Source organism: Enterobacter sp. CCUG 70166 (assembly GCF_020224095.1).
In the GTDB taxonomy this organism is placed as follows: Bacteria; Pseudomonadota; Gammaproteobacteria; order Enterobacterales; family Enterobacteriaceae; genus Enterobacter; species Enterobacter intestinihominis.
The window spans coordinates 58445-72820 of the sequence record NZ_NRIQ01000033.1; the positions used below are offsets into that span (position 1 = coordinate 58445).

The window sequence follows — 14376 nt, forward strand, 5'->3', positions numbered from 1 at the left end:
ACTTTAAAAATATGAATATCGAGCTGCGCCATCTGCGCTATTTTGTCGCCGTCGCTGAAGAGCTCCATTTTGGTCGTGCTGCGGCAAGGCTGAATATCTCCCAGCCACCGCTGAGCCAACAGATCCAGATCCTTGAGCAGCAGGTTGGGGCGCGTTTGCTGGCGCGAACCAACCGCAGCGTGAGCCTGACGGCGGCGGGAAAACAGTTTCTCGCCGATAGCCGACAGATCCTGAGTATGGTGGTGGACGCTGCCGCCAGAGCTGAACGGCTTCATCTCGGGGAAACGGGGGAGCTACGCATCGGGTTTACCTCGTCGGCCCCCTTCATCAGCGCTGTTTCACAAACGCTATCCTCGTTTCGCAGTAACTTTCCGGATGTGCATATTCAGACGCGCGAAATAAATACCCGGGAGCAAATATCGCCGCTTAATGAAGGATCGCTCGACCTGGGGCTAATGCGTAACACGCAGTTGCCTGATACCCTGGCGTGGCAGGTGATCCTCCGCGAACCGCTGATGGCGATGATCCCCCGGGATCACCCGCTCGCCGCGCAGCATAGCGTCACGCTGGCTGAACTGGCGAAAGAACCCTTTGTCTTTTTTGACCCACAGGTGGGTACCGGATTGTATGACGATATTCTTGGTCTGATGCGGCGATATGGCCTTGTCCCGACTATCGCGCAGGAAGTGGGGGAAGCCATGACGATCATTGGTCTCGTTGCCGCAGGACTTGGCGTGTCGATTCTTCCGGCCTCGTTTAAACGGGTACAACTGCCGGAAATGCGCTGGGTGAATATTGCCGAGCAGGATGCGGTCTCGGAGATGTGGCTGGTGTGGTCTAAACATCATGAACAGAGCCATGCGGCACAGCGTTTCAAAGAACAATTAATTACCGCTTCTCACGGGCGTTATTTATAGGGAAAAGCGGGCGAAAATGTGCAGTAAATCACATGGCTAAGTAAAAATTTGACGTCAGCCATTGAAGTGCTTCACCATAGCCCTCAGTTTATTTCGAAGCTCGAAAATAAGGGAGTACGAGGTGGTTGCTGATAGTCAGCCAGGGCATATCGATCAGATCAAGCAGACCAACGCGGGCGCCGTTTATCGCCTGATTGATCAGCTGGGTCCGGTTTCGCGTATCGATCTTTCGCGCCTGGCACAACTGGCACCCGCCAGTATTACCAAGATTGTCCGCGAAATGCTGGAAGCCCATCTGGTTCAGGAGACAGAAATTCAGGAGCCGGGCAGCCGTGGCCGTCCGGCGGTAGGGCTGGTGGTGGAAACGGAAGCCTGGCACTACCTGTCGCTGCGAATTAGCCGCGGGGAAATCTTCCTCGCGCTGCGCGACCTCAGCAGCAAGCTGGTGGTGGAAGACCGGCTGGAACTCCCGCTCGATGCAGAGCAACCACTCCTCGATGCCATTCTGACCCATATCGACCAGTTCTTTATTCGTCACCAGCAGCGCCTTGAACGTTTAACGGCGATTGCGATCACCCTGCCGGGAATTATTGATACCGAAAATGGCATTGTGCACCGCATGCCGTTTTATGAAAACGTCAAAGAGATGCCGCTGGGCGACGTGCTGGAAAACCACACCGGTGTGCCGGTCTACATTCAGCATGATATCAGCGCCTGGACGATGGCGGAGGCGTTGTTTGGCGCTTCCCGGGGCGCGCGCGACGTGATTCAGGTGGTGATTGATCATAACGTTGGCGCAGGTGTGATCACCGACGGGCGTCTGTTGCATGCTGGCAGCAGTAGCCTGGTGGAGATTGGCCATACGCAGGTCGATCCGTACGGAAAACGCTGCTACTGCGGTAATCATGGTTGTCTGGAGACGATTGCCAGCGTCGAAAGCGTGCTGGAGCTGGCGCAGGTGCGGCTCAGCCAGTCAATGAGCTCCACGCTGCACGGTCAACCGTTGAGCGTCGAGGCATTGTGCACTGCGGCAAGGCAGGGCGATCTGCTGGCGAAGGACATCATTACCGGCGTGGGCAATAATGTCGGACGCATTCTGGCCATTATGGTGAACCTGTTTAACCCGCAAAAAATACTGATCGGCTCCCCGCTCAGCCAGGCGGCGGATATCCTCTTCCCGGCGATTTCCGCCTGCATCAACCAGCAGGCGCTTCCCGCGTACAGTAAAAACATCGTGGTGGAAAGTACGCAATTTTCCAACCAGGGTACGATGGCTGGCGCCGCGCTGGTAAAAGATGCGATGTACAACGGCTCGTTACTGATTCGTTTGCTTCAGGGCTAACTCTTTTCCATAGATGTACGAAAAATTGCGCTATCTCAAGCCGGGTAGCGCACGCTTCCCGTAGACTTTCCCCACTGAATTATTTACCTGGTTTATATTTTTTGAAGCATACCCAAGAGGTGGAATGAGTCATGCTTAAGCGTTTCTTTATTACTGGTACGGATACGTCTGTCGGGAAGACCGTCGTATCCCGCGCGTTACTTCAGGCCCTGGCGGCAAGCGGTAAACGCGTTGCAGGATACAAGCCGGTAGCAAAAGGCAGTAAAGAGACGCCAGAAGGGCTGCGCAATAAGGACGCCCTGGTTCTGCAAAGCGTCTCGTCTCTGGAACTGCCTTATGATGCCGTCAATCCCATCGCGTTAAGCGAAGAGGAAAGCAGCGTCGCTCACAGTGGGCTTATCAACTACAGTCTGCTCTCTGATGGCCTGGCAAATCTGAGTGAAAAGGTTGACCACGTTGTCGTTGAAGGGACCGGTGGCTGGCGCAGCCTGATGAACGATTTACGTCCCCTTTCCGAGTGGGTGGTGCAGGAGCAGCTGCCGGTGATTATGGTCGTGGGCATTCAGGAAGGGTGCATCAACCATGCCTTGCTGACGGCGCAGGCTATCGCTAATGACGGCCTGCCACTGATTGGTTGGGTGGCGAACCGTATTAACCCGGGCCTTGCGCACTACGCAGAAATCATCGACGTGCTGAGCAAAAAGCTACCTGGCCCGTTGGTAGGCGAACTGCCTTATCTGCCCCGCGCCGAGCAGCGCGAATTAGCGCACTATATCGATCTCTCGGCTTTCGGCGGTATGCTGGCCGTAGATCGAGTCGTGGCGTAGCGTTCTCGACAATACCGACGCCACAACACAGGCAACCAGCAAACCGGGAAGTAAAAAATACTGCCCGGTCATCTCACATACCATCAAGGCCGACATAATTGGCGCATGCGTTGTGGCGGCGAGCAGCGTCGCCATACCCGCCAGCCCAAGCAGGATCGCCGTCTCAGAGCCAGGAAACCACAGCGCAAAGATCTGCGCAAACAGCATTCCCGTTGCCATACCAACGAACAAGGTTGGCGTAAACACGCCTCCCGGTGCGCCGGACCCGCTGCTTGCCAGCACCGCCAGGAGCTTGCAGATAAAGACGCCGGCAATTACCGACAGCAGCGGCGGCGACTGCAAAAACGCCTGAACCACGCTATAGCCATTCCCCCATACCTTCGGCGTCAGCAGCGACAGCAGCCCGACGATCAGACCACCCAGCGCCAGCTGCCAAGGCGGTGAAAGTTTGAGACGCAGAAACAGAGAATGGCTGAAAGCCATTAGCCACATCAAAAGCGGGCCGCACAGCCCAGCCAGCAGACCCACGCCAACGATCAGGAAATAATCCACCGCCGTAAGCATCTCGCTGAGATGGACATCATAAAGTGTATTCGCGCCGGGGCTTAACAGGCGCGTGGTCAGCAGGGCCACCACAGCGGCAATCACCACCGGGCCGAGGGAGGCCAGCATCAGCGTGCCAAACAGGATCTCTGCGATAAACAGGCTGCCCGCCAGCGGCGCATGATAGGCGCTGGCCATCCCGGCGGCGGCACCGCAGGCGATCCACAGTTTCCATTCGGATTTCGGCGTACAACGTTGTGCAAAAAAGGAGGCAGCGAGGGCGGCAAGCAGGATCATGGCGCCTTCCCGGCCGATGGCGCTGCCGCTGGCGACCACCAGCAACGAGGCGAGGGATTTCACCAGGCTGGCGCCGTAATCAAACTGGCCATCACCCGTCTCCAGCGCCTCCATATAATCGGTCGGGGCGTGGGGACGTTGTGCCGTCATGCGCTGCCATCCCCACAGTAGCACTCCCGCGGCCAGACCACCCAGCGCAGGCGTCAGCGCCCGCCGCCAGGGCGATAACGCGACAGCGGCGTTCACCAGGCTTCCGCTTTCGTTGCTGAGAAACAACCACTCCAGCAGATACATGCTGTGGCGGAACACCGCAACGGCCAGCGCTGCCAGCACGCCGGTGACGGTAGCAATCAGGAGACGGCGAAACATCGCGCGGATGTCGGGGTATGCGTGAAGACGTTGCATGAAGTCGTGATTAACGGGGACGATACGATATTGTGGCGGGAAAACGTGAGGTTAGCAAAAGGTATGCGTGCGGAAAAAGGCCGGGCAGTACCCGGCCTGAATGCTTAACTCTCGCTATGAATATTCAATGCCCGGCGCGTACGCCCGGAACTCAAATACTCCGCAATATAATCCTGGGATATCTCGCCGTTATAGCGTCCGTCCTCGTCCACAATCGGCATCCAGCTGGTGTTGCTCTCATACAGGCGAGAAAGCACCACGCGCAGGTTATCCTCGGCCTTACCTGTCATGCGGAACGGATGCAGAATATCACCGCAGCTGCCGCTGGCATTACGCGCTTCGCGGCGCTTCACAAAGCCCAGCGGTTTGCCGAGATCATCAACCACGGTAATGGCGCGAATATCGTTGTCATCCATGGTGGCGAAGGCCTCTGGCAGCGGCGTCGATTCGCGTACCGTAATTGTTGGCTGCTGGTCGGTGACGTCGCCCGCGGATACCAGCAGCAGGCGTTTCAACGTCCGGTCCTGACCAACAAACGAGCCGACAAACTCATTGGCGGGTTTCGCCAGCAGCTCGTCCGGGCTGGCGCACTGAACAATACGCCCCTGACGGAAGACGGCAATACGGTCGCCCAGCTTCAGCGCTTCGTCAATATCGTGGCTCACCAGCATCACGGTCTTTTTCAGCTTGCGCTGCATCTCCAGGAACTGGTTCTGGATCACCTCACGGTTAATCGGGTCAACCGCGCCGAATGGTTCATCCATCAGCAGGACCGGAGGATCCGCTGCCAGCGCGCGGATGACGCCGATACGTTGCTGCTGACCGCCGGACATTTCGCGCGGATAGCGGTGAAGGAATTTATGTGGATCCATTGCCACCATATCCATCAGCTCCTCGGCACGGGATTTACAGCGCGCTTTGTCCCAGCCCAGCATGCGCGGCACGACGGTAATGTTCTCTTCGATAGTCATGTTCGGGAACAGGCCAATCTGTTGGATCACGTAGCCAATGTTGCGGCGCAGGGTCACGGTGTCCATCCCGCTGGTGTCTTCGCCGTTAATCAGGATCGTCCCGCTGCTTGGCGTAATGAGACGGTTAATCATCTTCAGGGTAGTGGTTTTCCCGCAGCCGGACGGGCCGAGCAGCACGCACATTTCCCCTTCAGGCACGTTCAGGTTGACGTTGTCGACGGCCTTAAACGTCTGGCCGTGCTTCTGTGAAAATTGTTTGGTGAGGTTTTCCAGTTTTATCATTATCGAATCCCCTTCGGAGTCAATACCACCTGCAAACGGTGCAGCAACCAGTCGAGCACAATCGCTAAAAGACAAATCATCAGCGCGCCCGCAATTAACATACGAATATCACTCCCGCCAATACCGTTAAGCAGCAGCAGGCCCAGACCGCCCGCGCCAATCACGGCAGCAATCGCCATGACGCCGATGTTCATCACCACGGCGGTGCGGATGCCGCCAAAAATCACCGGCAGCGCCATTGGGATTTCCACCCAGCGCAGACGCTGCCAGAAGGTCATGCCGATGCCGCGTCCCGCTTCGCGCAGGCCGGGTGGCAGGCTGTCGAGCGCCGTGTGGGTGTTGCGCACAATCGGCAGCAGTGAATAGAGGAACACCGCCGTAATCGCGGGCAGGGCGCCAATGCCCTGACCGATCAGCGAAAAGAGCGGGATCATCAGGCCGAAAAGCGCAATTGACGGGATGGTGAGCACAATGGTGGCAATCCCCAGCACCGGCGTTGCCAGCCATTTATGGCGGACAATTAAAATACCCAGCGGCACGCCAATAACAATCGCCAGGCCCACGGCGAGTGCCACCAGCCAGAGGTGTTGCAGCGTCAGGGTTAAGAGATAGTCCCAGTTGTCGAGAATATAGTGAATCGTCTCCATAGCGCCTCCTACAGCAACTGTTTGCTACGCAGGAAATCACGGGCGACCTGCTGCGGTGACTGATGGTCGATATCCACCTTTTTATTCAGTTCGGTGATAACGTCGTTGTTGAGCTGGGCTGAGAGGGTGTTCAGCGCCTCCTCCAGCCCCGGGTTAGCCTCCAGCGTGTCTTTTCGAACAACTGGCGTCACGGCGTAACTCGGGAAGAAGCCTTTATCGTCTTCCAGCACTTTAAGATCGAAGCCCTTCACGCGCCCATCGGTGGTGTAGATCAGCCCGGCATCGACAAACCCGTCGCGCACCGCGTTATAGACCAGGCCCGGATCCATCTGGCGGATCTGCGGGCGGTCCAGCTCCATGTTGTAGGCTGCCTGCAACGGTTTCATCCCGTCGCTGCGCCCGGCAAATTCCAGGTCAAGGCCCAGCAGCCAGTTGTTATCTGGATCGGTTTTACGGATCTGCTCAATCTTTGCCACCATCTCAGACATGGTATTGATATGTTCAGCCTCGGCGCGCTTGCGCTGCATGGCAAAGGCATAGGTATTGTTCATATCGGCAGGTTTAAGCCACACCAGACCGTGCTTTGCGTCGAGGCGTTTCACCGTCTCGTATGACTCCTGCGGCGACATGCGTTTGTTGATATGGTTGAAGATGATCAGCGACGTGCCGGTGTACTCCCAGGTCATATCAATCTGCTTGTTAATCATCGCGTTACGGGAAATCACCGTCGCAATATTAGTCTGCGGCTGCACCTGAAATCCTTTCTTTTGCAGATACTGTACGGACATGGCCGAGAGAATGTGCTGCTCGGTAAAGCTCTTTGTTGCCAGGATCAGTGGCGCGGCGAGCGCCTGGCTGGTGAAGAGCGCGGCGGCGCACAGCGCCGTCAGGCCGGAAAACAGTCTCATAGAAGCTCCTTGTTATAATTATCGCGCGAGATGCGGGCTCAGTAGTCGACCCAGTGCCGCCAGCAGCGTATCCAGAATCAGGGCGAACAGGGCGGTGGCCGCCGCGCCCAGGATCAGCATCGGGAAGTCATTCAGATAGATCCCCGGGAAAATCAGCTCGCCGTAGCTGCTGGCGCCAATCAGGAATGCCAGCGGTGCGGTACCGACGTTAATCGCAGTGGCAATGCGAATACCGGAAAGCATCACCGGCCAGGCGTTAGGAATTTCGACCTGATGCAGGCGCTGCCATTTGGTCATGCCGATGCCGTTTGCCGCTTCCAGCAACGACGCGGGAACAGAGCACAGCCCGGCATAGGTGTTACGCACAATTGGCAGCAAAGAAGCGAGAAAGAGGGCGATAATGGCCGGTTTATCACCGATGCCAATCACCACCATCGCCAGCGCCAGAACGGCCAGCGGCGGCAGGGTGTTGCCCACGTTAAAGATTTGCATCACGTATTCGGCGATACCCCGTGCCGCTGGACGGCTCAGCAGAATACCGCTTGGAATGCCCACCAGCAGGGCAAAGAACATTGATGAAAAGACCAGAATCAGGTGCTGTTGACCGAGGTAGAGCAGGTCAACCTGGCGCGCCTTAATCGTCTCCAGTCCAATTCCCCAGGTGAGGAGAGCGAGGACCACGATAATCGCGCCGACAAAAAGCAGCGAACGTTTAAGTAATGGGTGCATTGCGGTGTGTCTCCCTGTGCGCATGCGTTATAGCAACCACCTGTTGCGGTTGCCTGTTGTTATGCCATGTTTCGGCAGGGGTACTTCACCTATAGCAAGCGAAACGGAAGGGTTCCAGCAAAGGGGGTAAAACAGTAACCCTATGAAATTAGTGACAACCTGAGTTAAGCCTTATGGCGTAAGGGCTGTCAGTGGGAAGGCAGAATAGTCTTAAAGAAGCACGCCTCAAGTGACAACGTCACTTGAGGCGTGCTGATCACCCTATCGACTAAGCGCGGCGCGTACCTTTCGAACGCGCCACGAGATACGAACGATTGAAAAGGCGGCGATAAACACCAGCATCAGGCCCAGTGCCAGCATCGCGTGGAATCCAAACTCTCTGAAGAGGATCAGCCCCGCAATCCCGCCGGTAATAAACGAGAAAAGGGTGGTTAAATGGGTTTTGAGCTGGCTCTTTTGCGCGGCCGTGTCTTTGGAATAATCCCGGCGCAGCATGGCGACCATAACGGAGGCCAGCGAAATGCCGGCATCGGTCAGCGTACCGGTAATGTGCGTGGATCTCACCCGACCGCCGGAAAGCTGAGTTGAGGTGGAGTTATGAATTCCCATCAAACCGCACAGGAAAAGAATAATCTCCTGATTCGTGGCGAAGGAGTGAAAATACATTTCATAGAGGGATACCCCGGCAAGTAATAGCCCTTCAACAAATAAAACCTGGCTGAATATCAGCCTGACGTTATGGATAATTCCCCAGATAACAATAATCCGCGCAACAATGGCGCCAGTGACAAACGACAGAATAATGGCGCCAAAAAAAAGAATATCACTGAGATCGGTGGAGGAAACTTCGCTGGATAACTGCGATGTATTACCCGTCATATGAGAGGGGAAAAAGCCGAACGCGCCCAGCGCAATGGCATTCAGCAGTCCCGCGGAGGTCGCCAGCCAGAGTGCAAGACGACGATCCTCCTGATGCGTTCGTTCTTTCTTTAATTTAATCAGCAAAGAATACCTCCAGTTTGAGCTTTGCCTGACTTCTCAAGCTAACAAAGCGATGTCGCCGACTGACCAGGATATTGCTTAATTATTATTTCAACGGGAGGAGTGCGAGGTTTTGTAATTAAATAAAATAACCCTGTTAATATAATGCCTTATTGCAGATGCCACGAGCAGACTGACGGGCAAAAATACTTTCCCAGTGTGCATGCTCGCTGTAGCGGGATGGGATTTGATTCAGTGTAGACATAGGTGTCATTCACGACGATGAGAAGAGATGCCCCCGTGATTTCCGGGGGCTTAGAGTGTTATTTCAGACTGGTTTTGAAGAACTGCTCAAACTGCGCGAACGGGATTTTTCCTGCGACGTTATCGTAGAGATCAACATGGTTTGCACCGGGAACAATCACCAGCTCTTTCTCTTTGCTGCCGACGGCCTTGAACGCATCCTCCGCAAAATAACGAGAGTGTGCGTTTTCACCGGTCACAATCAGCGTTGGGATAGTGATCTCCCCGGCATAGCTCAGCAGCGGCATATTCATAAAGGATAACGGCATGGTCGCAGTCCATGCGCCGGTGGAGTTTACGGAACGGGCATGGAAACCGCGCGGCATACGGTAGTAATCATAGAACTCTTTCAGTACCGGATGCGGATCGGTGGGCAGTGCTTCCGGCAGAATGCGCTCGGCCGCCGTCACCTTGCCATTCTCATCGACATTAATATCGTGGCCGCCATGGGCGAAAGTGCCGCTTTCAGCATCTTTCCAGCGCTGCGCGTTCAGATACTGCAACACGGCCCGACGATCGGCCGCTGAATAGCGATCTTTCCCGTTGCCCACGCCGTGACCCATCGCGCGGCTCATATCGTACATTACGCTGGTGGCGACCGCCTTCACGCGGGTATCCATGGATGCCGCGTTCAGCGCCATACCGCCCCAGCCGCAGATACCAAGAATGCCGATACGGTTACGGTCGACCTCTTTCTGTAACCCCAGGAAATCCACAGCGGCGCTAAAGTCTTCGGTGTTGATGTCAGGGGAGGCAACGTTACGCGGCTGGCCGCCACTTTCCCCCGTGTAGGATGGGTCGAAGGCCAGGGCCACGAACCCCTGCTCAGCCAGAGTCTGGGCGTACAGACCGCTGGATTGTTCTTTAACCGCACCGAACGGCCCACTGACGGCTATCGCCGCCAGTTTCTGGTCGCCGTGGTTCCTGGGAATGTACAGATCGCCTACCAGAGTGATCCCGTACCGGTTCTGGAACGTCACTTTGCGGTGGTTGACTTTATTGCTCTCGGCGAAGGTTTTATCCCAGGTTGTCACCATCGAAACGGGGGCGTTGGGATTTAGCGTTTCTGCATAACTCATTGTTGTCACTCCACTTAATGATGCGCATAACAGCAGCGCAACGGACAGTTTTTGGGTGAATGTTTTCATAAGAGGTACCGTGTGTTGTTGTAATGAGGCCATTATAGTTAGCAGAAATAGTGATGATTAGAGGCCTGAAGCTGCTAGGATTAATATCATTTTGTTATGAATTGACGAGGCATGATGGCGAAGCGGGAAAACTATAATGAGCTGTATCTCTTTATCCAGGTGGTGCGGGAGGGAAGCTTCACGGCAGCCGCACAGCGGCTCGGGCTGGCGCAATCCGGGATCAGCCGATCGGTTCGCGAGCTGGAAGAGCGGCTTGGCGTTCAGCTTCTGGTGCGCACTACGCGCAAGCTGTCGCTGACACACGCCGGGGAACAGCTTTACCAGACCGCCGGCTCCGCCTTTGATGCGCTTGATACCGGGTTGACCAGACTGGCGCATTACCGTCAGACGCCGTCCGGCACGGTGCGCATTAATGCCAGCCAGCACGCCATCGAGAAATGTCTGCTGCCAAAGCTCGCTATCTTCAAACAGCGTTACCCGGATATCCGTCTGGAATTGATGAATGAGAGCCGGTTCGTGGATATCATTGCCGAGCGATTCGACGCGGGCGTCCGGCTGGGACCGGAGGTGGGACAAGGAATGATTGCGGTGCGCATCACGCCCGATATGGAGATGGCTGTGGTTGCCGCCCCGGCGCATTTTCGGCGCTATGGTTTCCCGCAGACGCCCGCCGATCTGGACGCTCATCCCTGCATTGCCTACCAGTTTGCAGACGGTAACCACTATCAATGGGAGCTTGTTCAGGACGGGAAGCGAGTTACGCACCGGCCTGAGGGGCAATGGGCCTTTTCCGACAGCTACATGGAGGCTGAAGCGGCCCGGCTGGAACTCGGGCTGGCCTATGTCCCGGTTGAGCTGGTGGCTGACGATCTGGAGCGTGGCACGCTTATACGCGTCTTACAGCGCTACAGCCTGCGGATGGAAGGGCTTTACCTCTATTATCCGCACCGCAACGTGTCCCCGGCGCTGAGAGCGGTTATTGATACGTTGAAAATTTAAGGCAGCCTCTGCTCGATGGTCTATACAGCTCCTGGGTTTATGGTACGCTACTATTTTATATAGCGCTGCTTAATTAAGGCAAAGAAATGACAAAAATTACGCCAGAATATACGGCTGTAGACTTATCGAGTTGGGCAAGGAAAGAACATTTTGAAGTCTTTCAGAGCTTTGCTCAATGCACGATTAACCAAACGGTTCAGCTGGATATCACTGCGCTGCTGAAACATATCAAACAGGTTGGCTGGAAATTTTATCCTTCGATTATTTCCCTTATTTCGACAGTCGTTAACCGCCATTCTGAGTTCCGTATGGCTATGAAGGATAATGAGCTTGTAATATGGAATGAGGTGCATCCCAGCTATACCCTTTTCCATAAAGAGACGGAGACGTTTTCATCATTATGGAGTCACTTCGACGGGAATATTCATCACTTTCAGAACGTTTATGCAGAAGACGTTTCTCGCTATGGTGATAATCTTGCCTACTGGCCCAAAGAAGAGTACCGGGAAAATATATTCTTCATATCGGATATTCCGTGGGTCAGTTTTACCAGTTTTAATATCAACGTGGCTAACATGCAGAACTTTTTTGCGCCCATGTTCACGTTTGGAAAATACTTTAACCAGGATGGAAAAGTCTTGTTGCCTTTCGCCGTTCAGGTTCATCATTCTGTCTGTGATGGTTTCCATGTGGCCAGACTAATCAACGAGTTGCAAGAGTTGTGTGATAATTTACCGCACTATTAAGCCGCGAGCCGTTTCCGGCCCGCGGCAGCAGGACAGGTGATGAGTCGTTCTGACGATCAGGCGGCTTTGACGGCCCGGATTTTTTTGCTGCTATCCGCCTCTGGCGCTGTTTTATCCGTTGCAGCATTGAGCTCGGGAAGCTTGCTGGTACGCAGGATATGCTGCACGGACTCTTTCTGCTCGGCAAGATACAGACCAAGGTTTTCCGCCTGCGTTTCATCCATCTGCATTCCGCTTTGCAGCAGCCAGTCGGTGAACGCTTCTGCCATGTCGAGCAGTTTGTCGTGAGCGTCAGCCTCTTTCTTACTGGCAAAAGTCATTTTCTCTTCACCTTTTCTTACGACCACGAATTTTGTTTCAACAGCCATTTTGCACCTCCAGCACTGTAATTATATACAGTATAGCAGTTCCGGATCTGCGTTGCAGCAAAAATGTCCGAACCTGGCTTACACAACGGATGTACAAGCCAGGAGCTGTTATCGGTACAGCGTTTTTTCTGCAATCGGGATCAGCAAAGTGGACTGCCATTCTGCCAGCGTCAGCTGGGCAAGTTTACCCAGCGCCGTGTAGAACGGATGGGCCGCGTTTTCAACGAATACGCTAAGGAAACGCGTGCTCCACGGCAGCAGATGCCAGGCCATAAGCTGGTCGCGTTCTGTGTCGCGACCGTTCTCGGCAAGCCATGCCGCCAGCATCAGCAACGTTCCGAAGTGATCTTCCGGCTCATTCTGCTGCATCTCAAAGGCGATATGGTTTTCACGCATCCACTGGCGCAATGCAAGGGTCGAATCGCCAAACAGCACGGACTCGCGATCGAGCCAGACGGAGCCCCACGGGGGGGCGGGCAGGGCATACGGGCCAATAAACAGACGCTGCCAGGCGTCTTTCAACGCTTCGTCCGACGGGTTCTTAAACATACTGGCCACGGGCTGCAGGCTTTCCTGCGCCAGCGGCCAGTCCTGCATCCAGTCACCTGCGGTCAGGGCACTCACCAGCGGTGCGGTCTGCTCGCTGTCAGGGGCAAAATAAAACAGCGCGCCCAGTACCCGGGCGCTGAACGCGAACGATTCGCGGTGTGAGACGTCATTCATTACAACTTTCCTTACTTGTGCGCGGGGGTTGCCCGCGCACCTGTGTTAACCTGCAATTGCTAACCCTGCGGTCATATGCAAACCATAAAATAGCCCACGGCCAATCAGTTCACCCACCGCCACCAGCACGAAACCTGCAAACAGGCCGAGCGTTTTCGGTTCCTGACGACGAATAAGCGGACAGATCCAGCAGCCTAAACCCGCCGCCAGCAGCGCGATGCGCCATACCTGAAGCGAACCATAATCCGGCAGCAGGGCGTTAGCCTGCTGGATAGAACTCTGGATCGTCCCCAGCGTATTGCTTTGCAACACGACGACCGCCACGCTGGCGATGAGTGCCAGTACGCTGACAGACGCGGCAAGGGTACCTTTGTATGTCACGTTTGCGACCCGCAGAAGCAGCGCGGCCAGCATCGGGCCAGTAAGAGCCATCGTCAGGAAGAAGGCCAACGTGGTGTAGCCCGTATACCAGGTCGGAACGGTATCGATCTGATAGACCCGGGTCATCGCCCAGACAAAAACGACACCCAGGAGCTGGCTGACAACCAGCCAGATTTTGCCTAAAGCTGGGGGCATTTTACCGATAACCGACACCAGCCACCAGAAACCGCCCACGGCAAAGAAGATCGAACCCGCCGCGATCTCATTACTCAGCGCTGACGCTCCCACGCGGTTAAGCGAGTTGAAGGCGCGCAGCGGGGAGCCAAGATGCAGTACCGAGGCCATAAACCCAATACCCATTACCAGCCAGAGAAAAAACAGGCTGCGCACGATGCGTATTCTGGCCTTGTCATCACGTTCATTCAGCCAGGCGAAGCCCATCACGATTAATGCGCCAGCCACGCACTGCCCGAAAACGGTGAAGATCATCAGCGGCCATTCATGCCATCCACTTCCCATCTCACACCTCCTTCGGGTTTGCCAGGTAGCCGGTGGTGTCACCCGTCGGACGGCTGTTGGCGTTAGGTTTAATCACAATACTCGGCTTCGTGAAGTGCGCAGACGGCAGCGGCGCGACCGCAGCAAGCTGGCCGTGTTTTTTGCGCAGCTCTTCAATCGGGCCAAAGTCCAGCGCGCGCAGCGGGCAGGACTCGACGCAGATGGGCTTTTTGCCGTCCGCCACGCGGTTGTGGCAGCCGTCGCACTTGGTCATGTGGCCTTTAGCCGCGTTATACTGCGGCGCACCGTACGGGCAGGCCATGTGGCAGTAGCGACAGCCGATGCAGACATCCTCGTCCAC

Annotated in this window: 16 protein-coding genes; 5 read left to right on the forward strand and 11 right to left on the reverse strand. The window is 55.5% G+C overall.

What is annotated here, in order from left to right; all coding sequences use genetic code 11:
* The first annotated feature begins 11 nt into the window (after positions 1-11).
* From CKK19_RS13795 to bioD, 3 genes are all read left to right on the forward strand, one after another.
* On the forward strand, positions 12-917 hold the full coding sequence (locus tag CKK19_RS13795; protein ID WP_022647965.1) for a LysR family transcriptional regulator: 906 nt from the start codon (positions 12-14) through the stop codon (positions 915-917).
* A 121-nt stretch (positions 918-1038) separates the two neighbouring features.
* Positions 1039-2259 carry a sugar metabolism global transcriptional regulator Mlc gene (gene mlc, locus CKK19_RS13800; protein ID WP_022647966.1) on the forward strand — a complete coding sequence of 407 codons (1221 nt, stop codon included), beginning with the start codon at positions 1039-1041 and terminating at the stop codon, positions 2257-2259.
* A gap of 131 nt (positions 2260-2390) precedes the next feature.
* Complete coding sequence (bioD, locus tag CKK19_RS13805; protein WP_015570628.1) at positions 2391-3086, forward strand: dethiobiotin synthase; 696 nt, start codon at positions 2391-2393, stop codon at positions 3084-3086.
* Here the strand turns inward: bioD and clcB are convergent.
* The 7 genes from clcB to CKK19_RS13840 all read right to left on the reverse strand — a co-directional run bounded on the left by clcB (position 3021) and on the right by CKK19_RS13840 (position 10300).
* Positions 3021-4331, reverse strand: coding sequence for a voltage-gated ClC-type chloride channel ClcB (clcB, locus tag CKK19_RS13810; protein WP_063854095.1), 1311 nt, complete (start codon positions 4329-4331; stop codon positions 3021-3023). The two genes, bioD and clcB, sit on opposite strands and share 66 nt — an antisense overlap.
* Positions 4332-4435: 104 nt before the next feature.
* On the reverse strand, positions 4436-5584 hold the full coding sequence (gene osmV, locus CKK19_RS13815) for an osmoprotectant ABC transporter ATP-binding protein OsmV (protein WP_022647969.1): 1149 nt from the start codon (positions 5582-5584) through the stop codon (positions 4436-4438).
* The gene (osmW, locus tag CKK19_RS13820) at positions 5584-6231 is read right to left on the reverse strand and encodes an osmoprotectant ABC transporter permease OsmW (protein WP_022647970.1); all 648 of its coding nucleotides are present in this window, start codon (positions 6229-6231) and stop codon (positions 5584-5586) included. Before osmW ends, osmV begins: the two co-directional genes overlap by 1 nt.
* Before the next feature lie 8 nt (positions 6232-6239).
* A complete protein-coding gene (gene osmX / locus CKK19_RS13825; protein WP_063854094.1) occupies positions 6240-7139 on the reverse strand; it encodes an osmoprotectant ABC transporter substrate-binding protein OsmX in 900 nt (299 codons plus the stop codon).
* 18 nt (positions 7140-7157) lie between these two features.
* Positions 7158-7868 carry an osmoprotectant ABC transporter permease OsmY gene (gene osmY, locus CKK19_RS13830; RefSeq protein WP_225455161.1) on the reverse strand — a complete coding sequence of 237 codons (711 nt, stop codon included), beginning with the start codon at positions 7866-7868 and terminating at the stop codon, positions 7158-7160.
* A 261-nt stretch (positions 7869-8129) separates the two neighbouring features.
* Positions 8130-8873, reverse strand: coding sequence for a YoaK family protein (locus CKK19_RS13835; RefSeq protein WP_045621656.1), 744 nt, complete (start codon positions 8871-8873; stop codon positions 8130-8132).
* A gap of 299 nt (positions 8874-9172) precedes the next feature.
* Positions 9173-10300 carry an alpha/beta hydrolase gene (locus CKK19_RS13840; protein ID WP_072050125.1) on the reverse strand — a complete coding sequence of 376 codons (1128 nt, stop codon included), beginning with the start codon at positions 10298-10300 and terminating at the stop codon, positions 9173-9175.
* Positions 10301-10414: 114 nt separating this feature from the next.
* On the opposite strand from CKK19_RS13840, the gene CKK19_RS13845 reads away from it, so the two are divergent.
* Together CKK19_RS13845 and catA are read left to right on the forward strand one after the other, a co-directional pair.
* Positions 10415-11299: a LysR family transcriptional regulator gene (locus tag CKK19_RS13845; RefSeq protein WP_023299999.1), complete on the forward strand. Its 885-nt coding sequence runs from the start codon at positions 10415-10417 to the stop codon at positions 11297-11299.
* An 86-nt stretch (positions 11300-11385) separates the two neighbouring features.
* Complete coding sequence (gene catA / locus CKK19_RS13850; protein ID WP_023300000.1) at positions 11386-12045, forward strand: type A chloramphenicol O-acetyltransferase; 660 nt, start codon at positions 11386-11388, stop codon at positions 12043-12045.
* A 56-nt stretch (positions 12046-12101) separates the two neighbouring features.
* On the opposite strand, the gene CKK19_RS13855 is transcribed toward catA, so the two are convergent.
* From CKK19_RS13855 to CKK19_RS13870, 4 genes are all read right to left on the reverse strand, one after another.
* A complete protein-coding gene (locus CKK19_RS13855; RefSeq protein WP_022647976.1) occupies positions 12102-12413 on the reverse strand; it encodes a YebG family protein in 312 nt (103 codons plus the stop codon).
* A 108-nt stretch (positions 12414-12521) separates the two neighbouring features.
* The gene (gene dmsD, locus CKK19_RS13860) at positions 12522-13136 is read right to left on the reverse strand and encodes a Tat proofreading chaperone DmsD (protein WP_022647977.1); all 615 of its coding nucleotides are present in this window, start codon (positions 13134-13136) and stop codon (positions 12522-12524) included.
* 45 nt (positions 13137-13181) lie between these two features.
* Entirely contained in the window at positions 13182-14036 is an 855-nt protein-coding gene (locus CKK19_RS13865; protein WP_063854093.1) for a dimethyl sulfoxide reductase anchor subunit family protein, read from the reverse strand.
* A gap of 1 nt (position 14037) precedes the next feature.
* The coding region (locus CKK19_RS13870; RefSeq protein ID WP_225455162.1) for a 4Fe-4S dicluster domain-containing protein at positions 14038-14376 on the reverse strand (339 nt) is incomplete at its 5' end.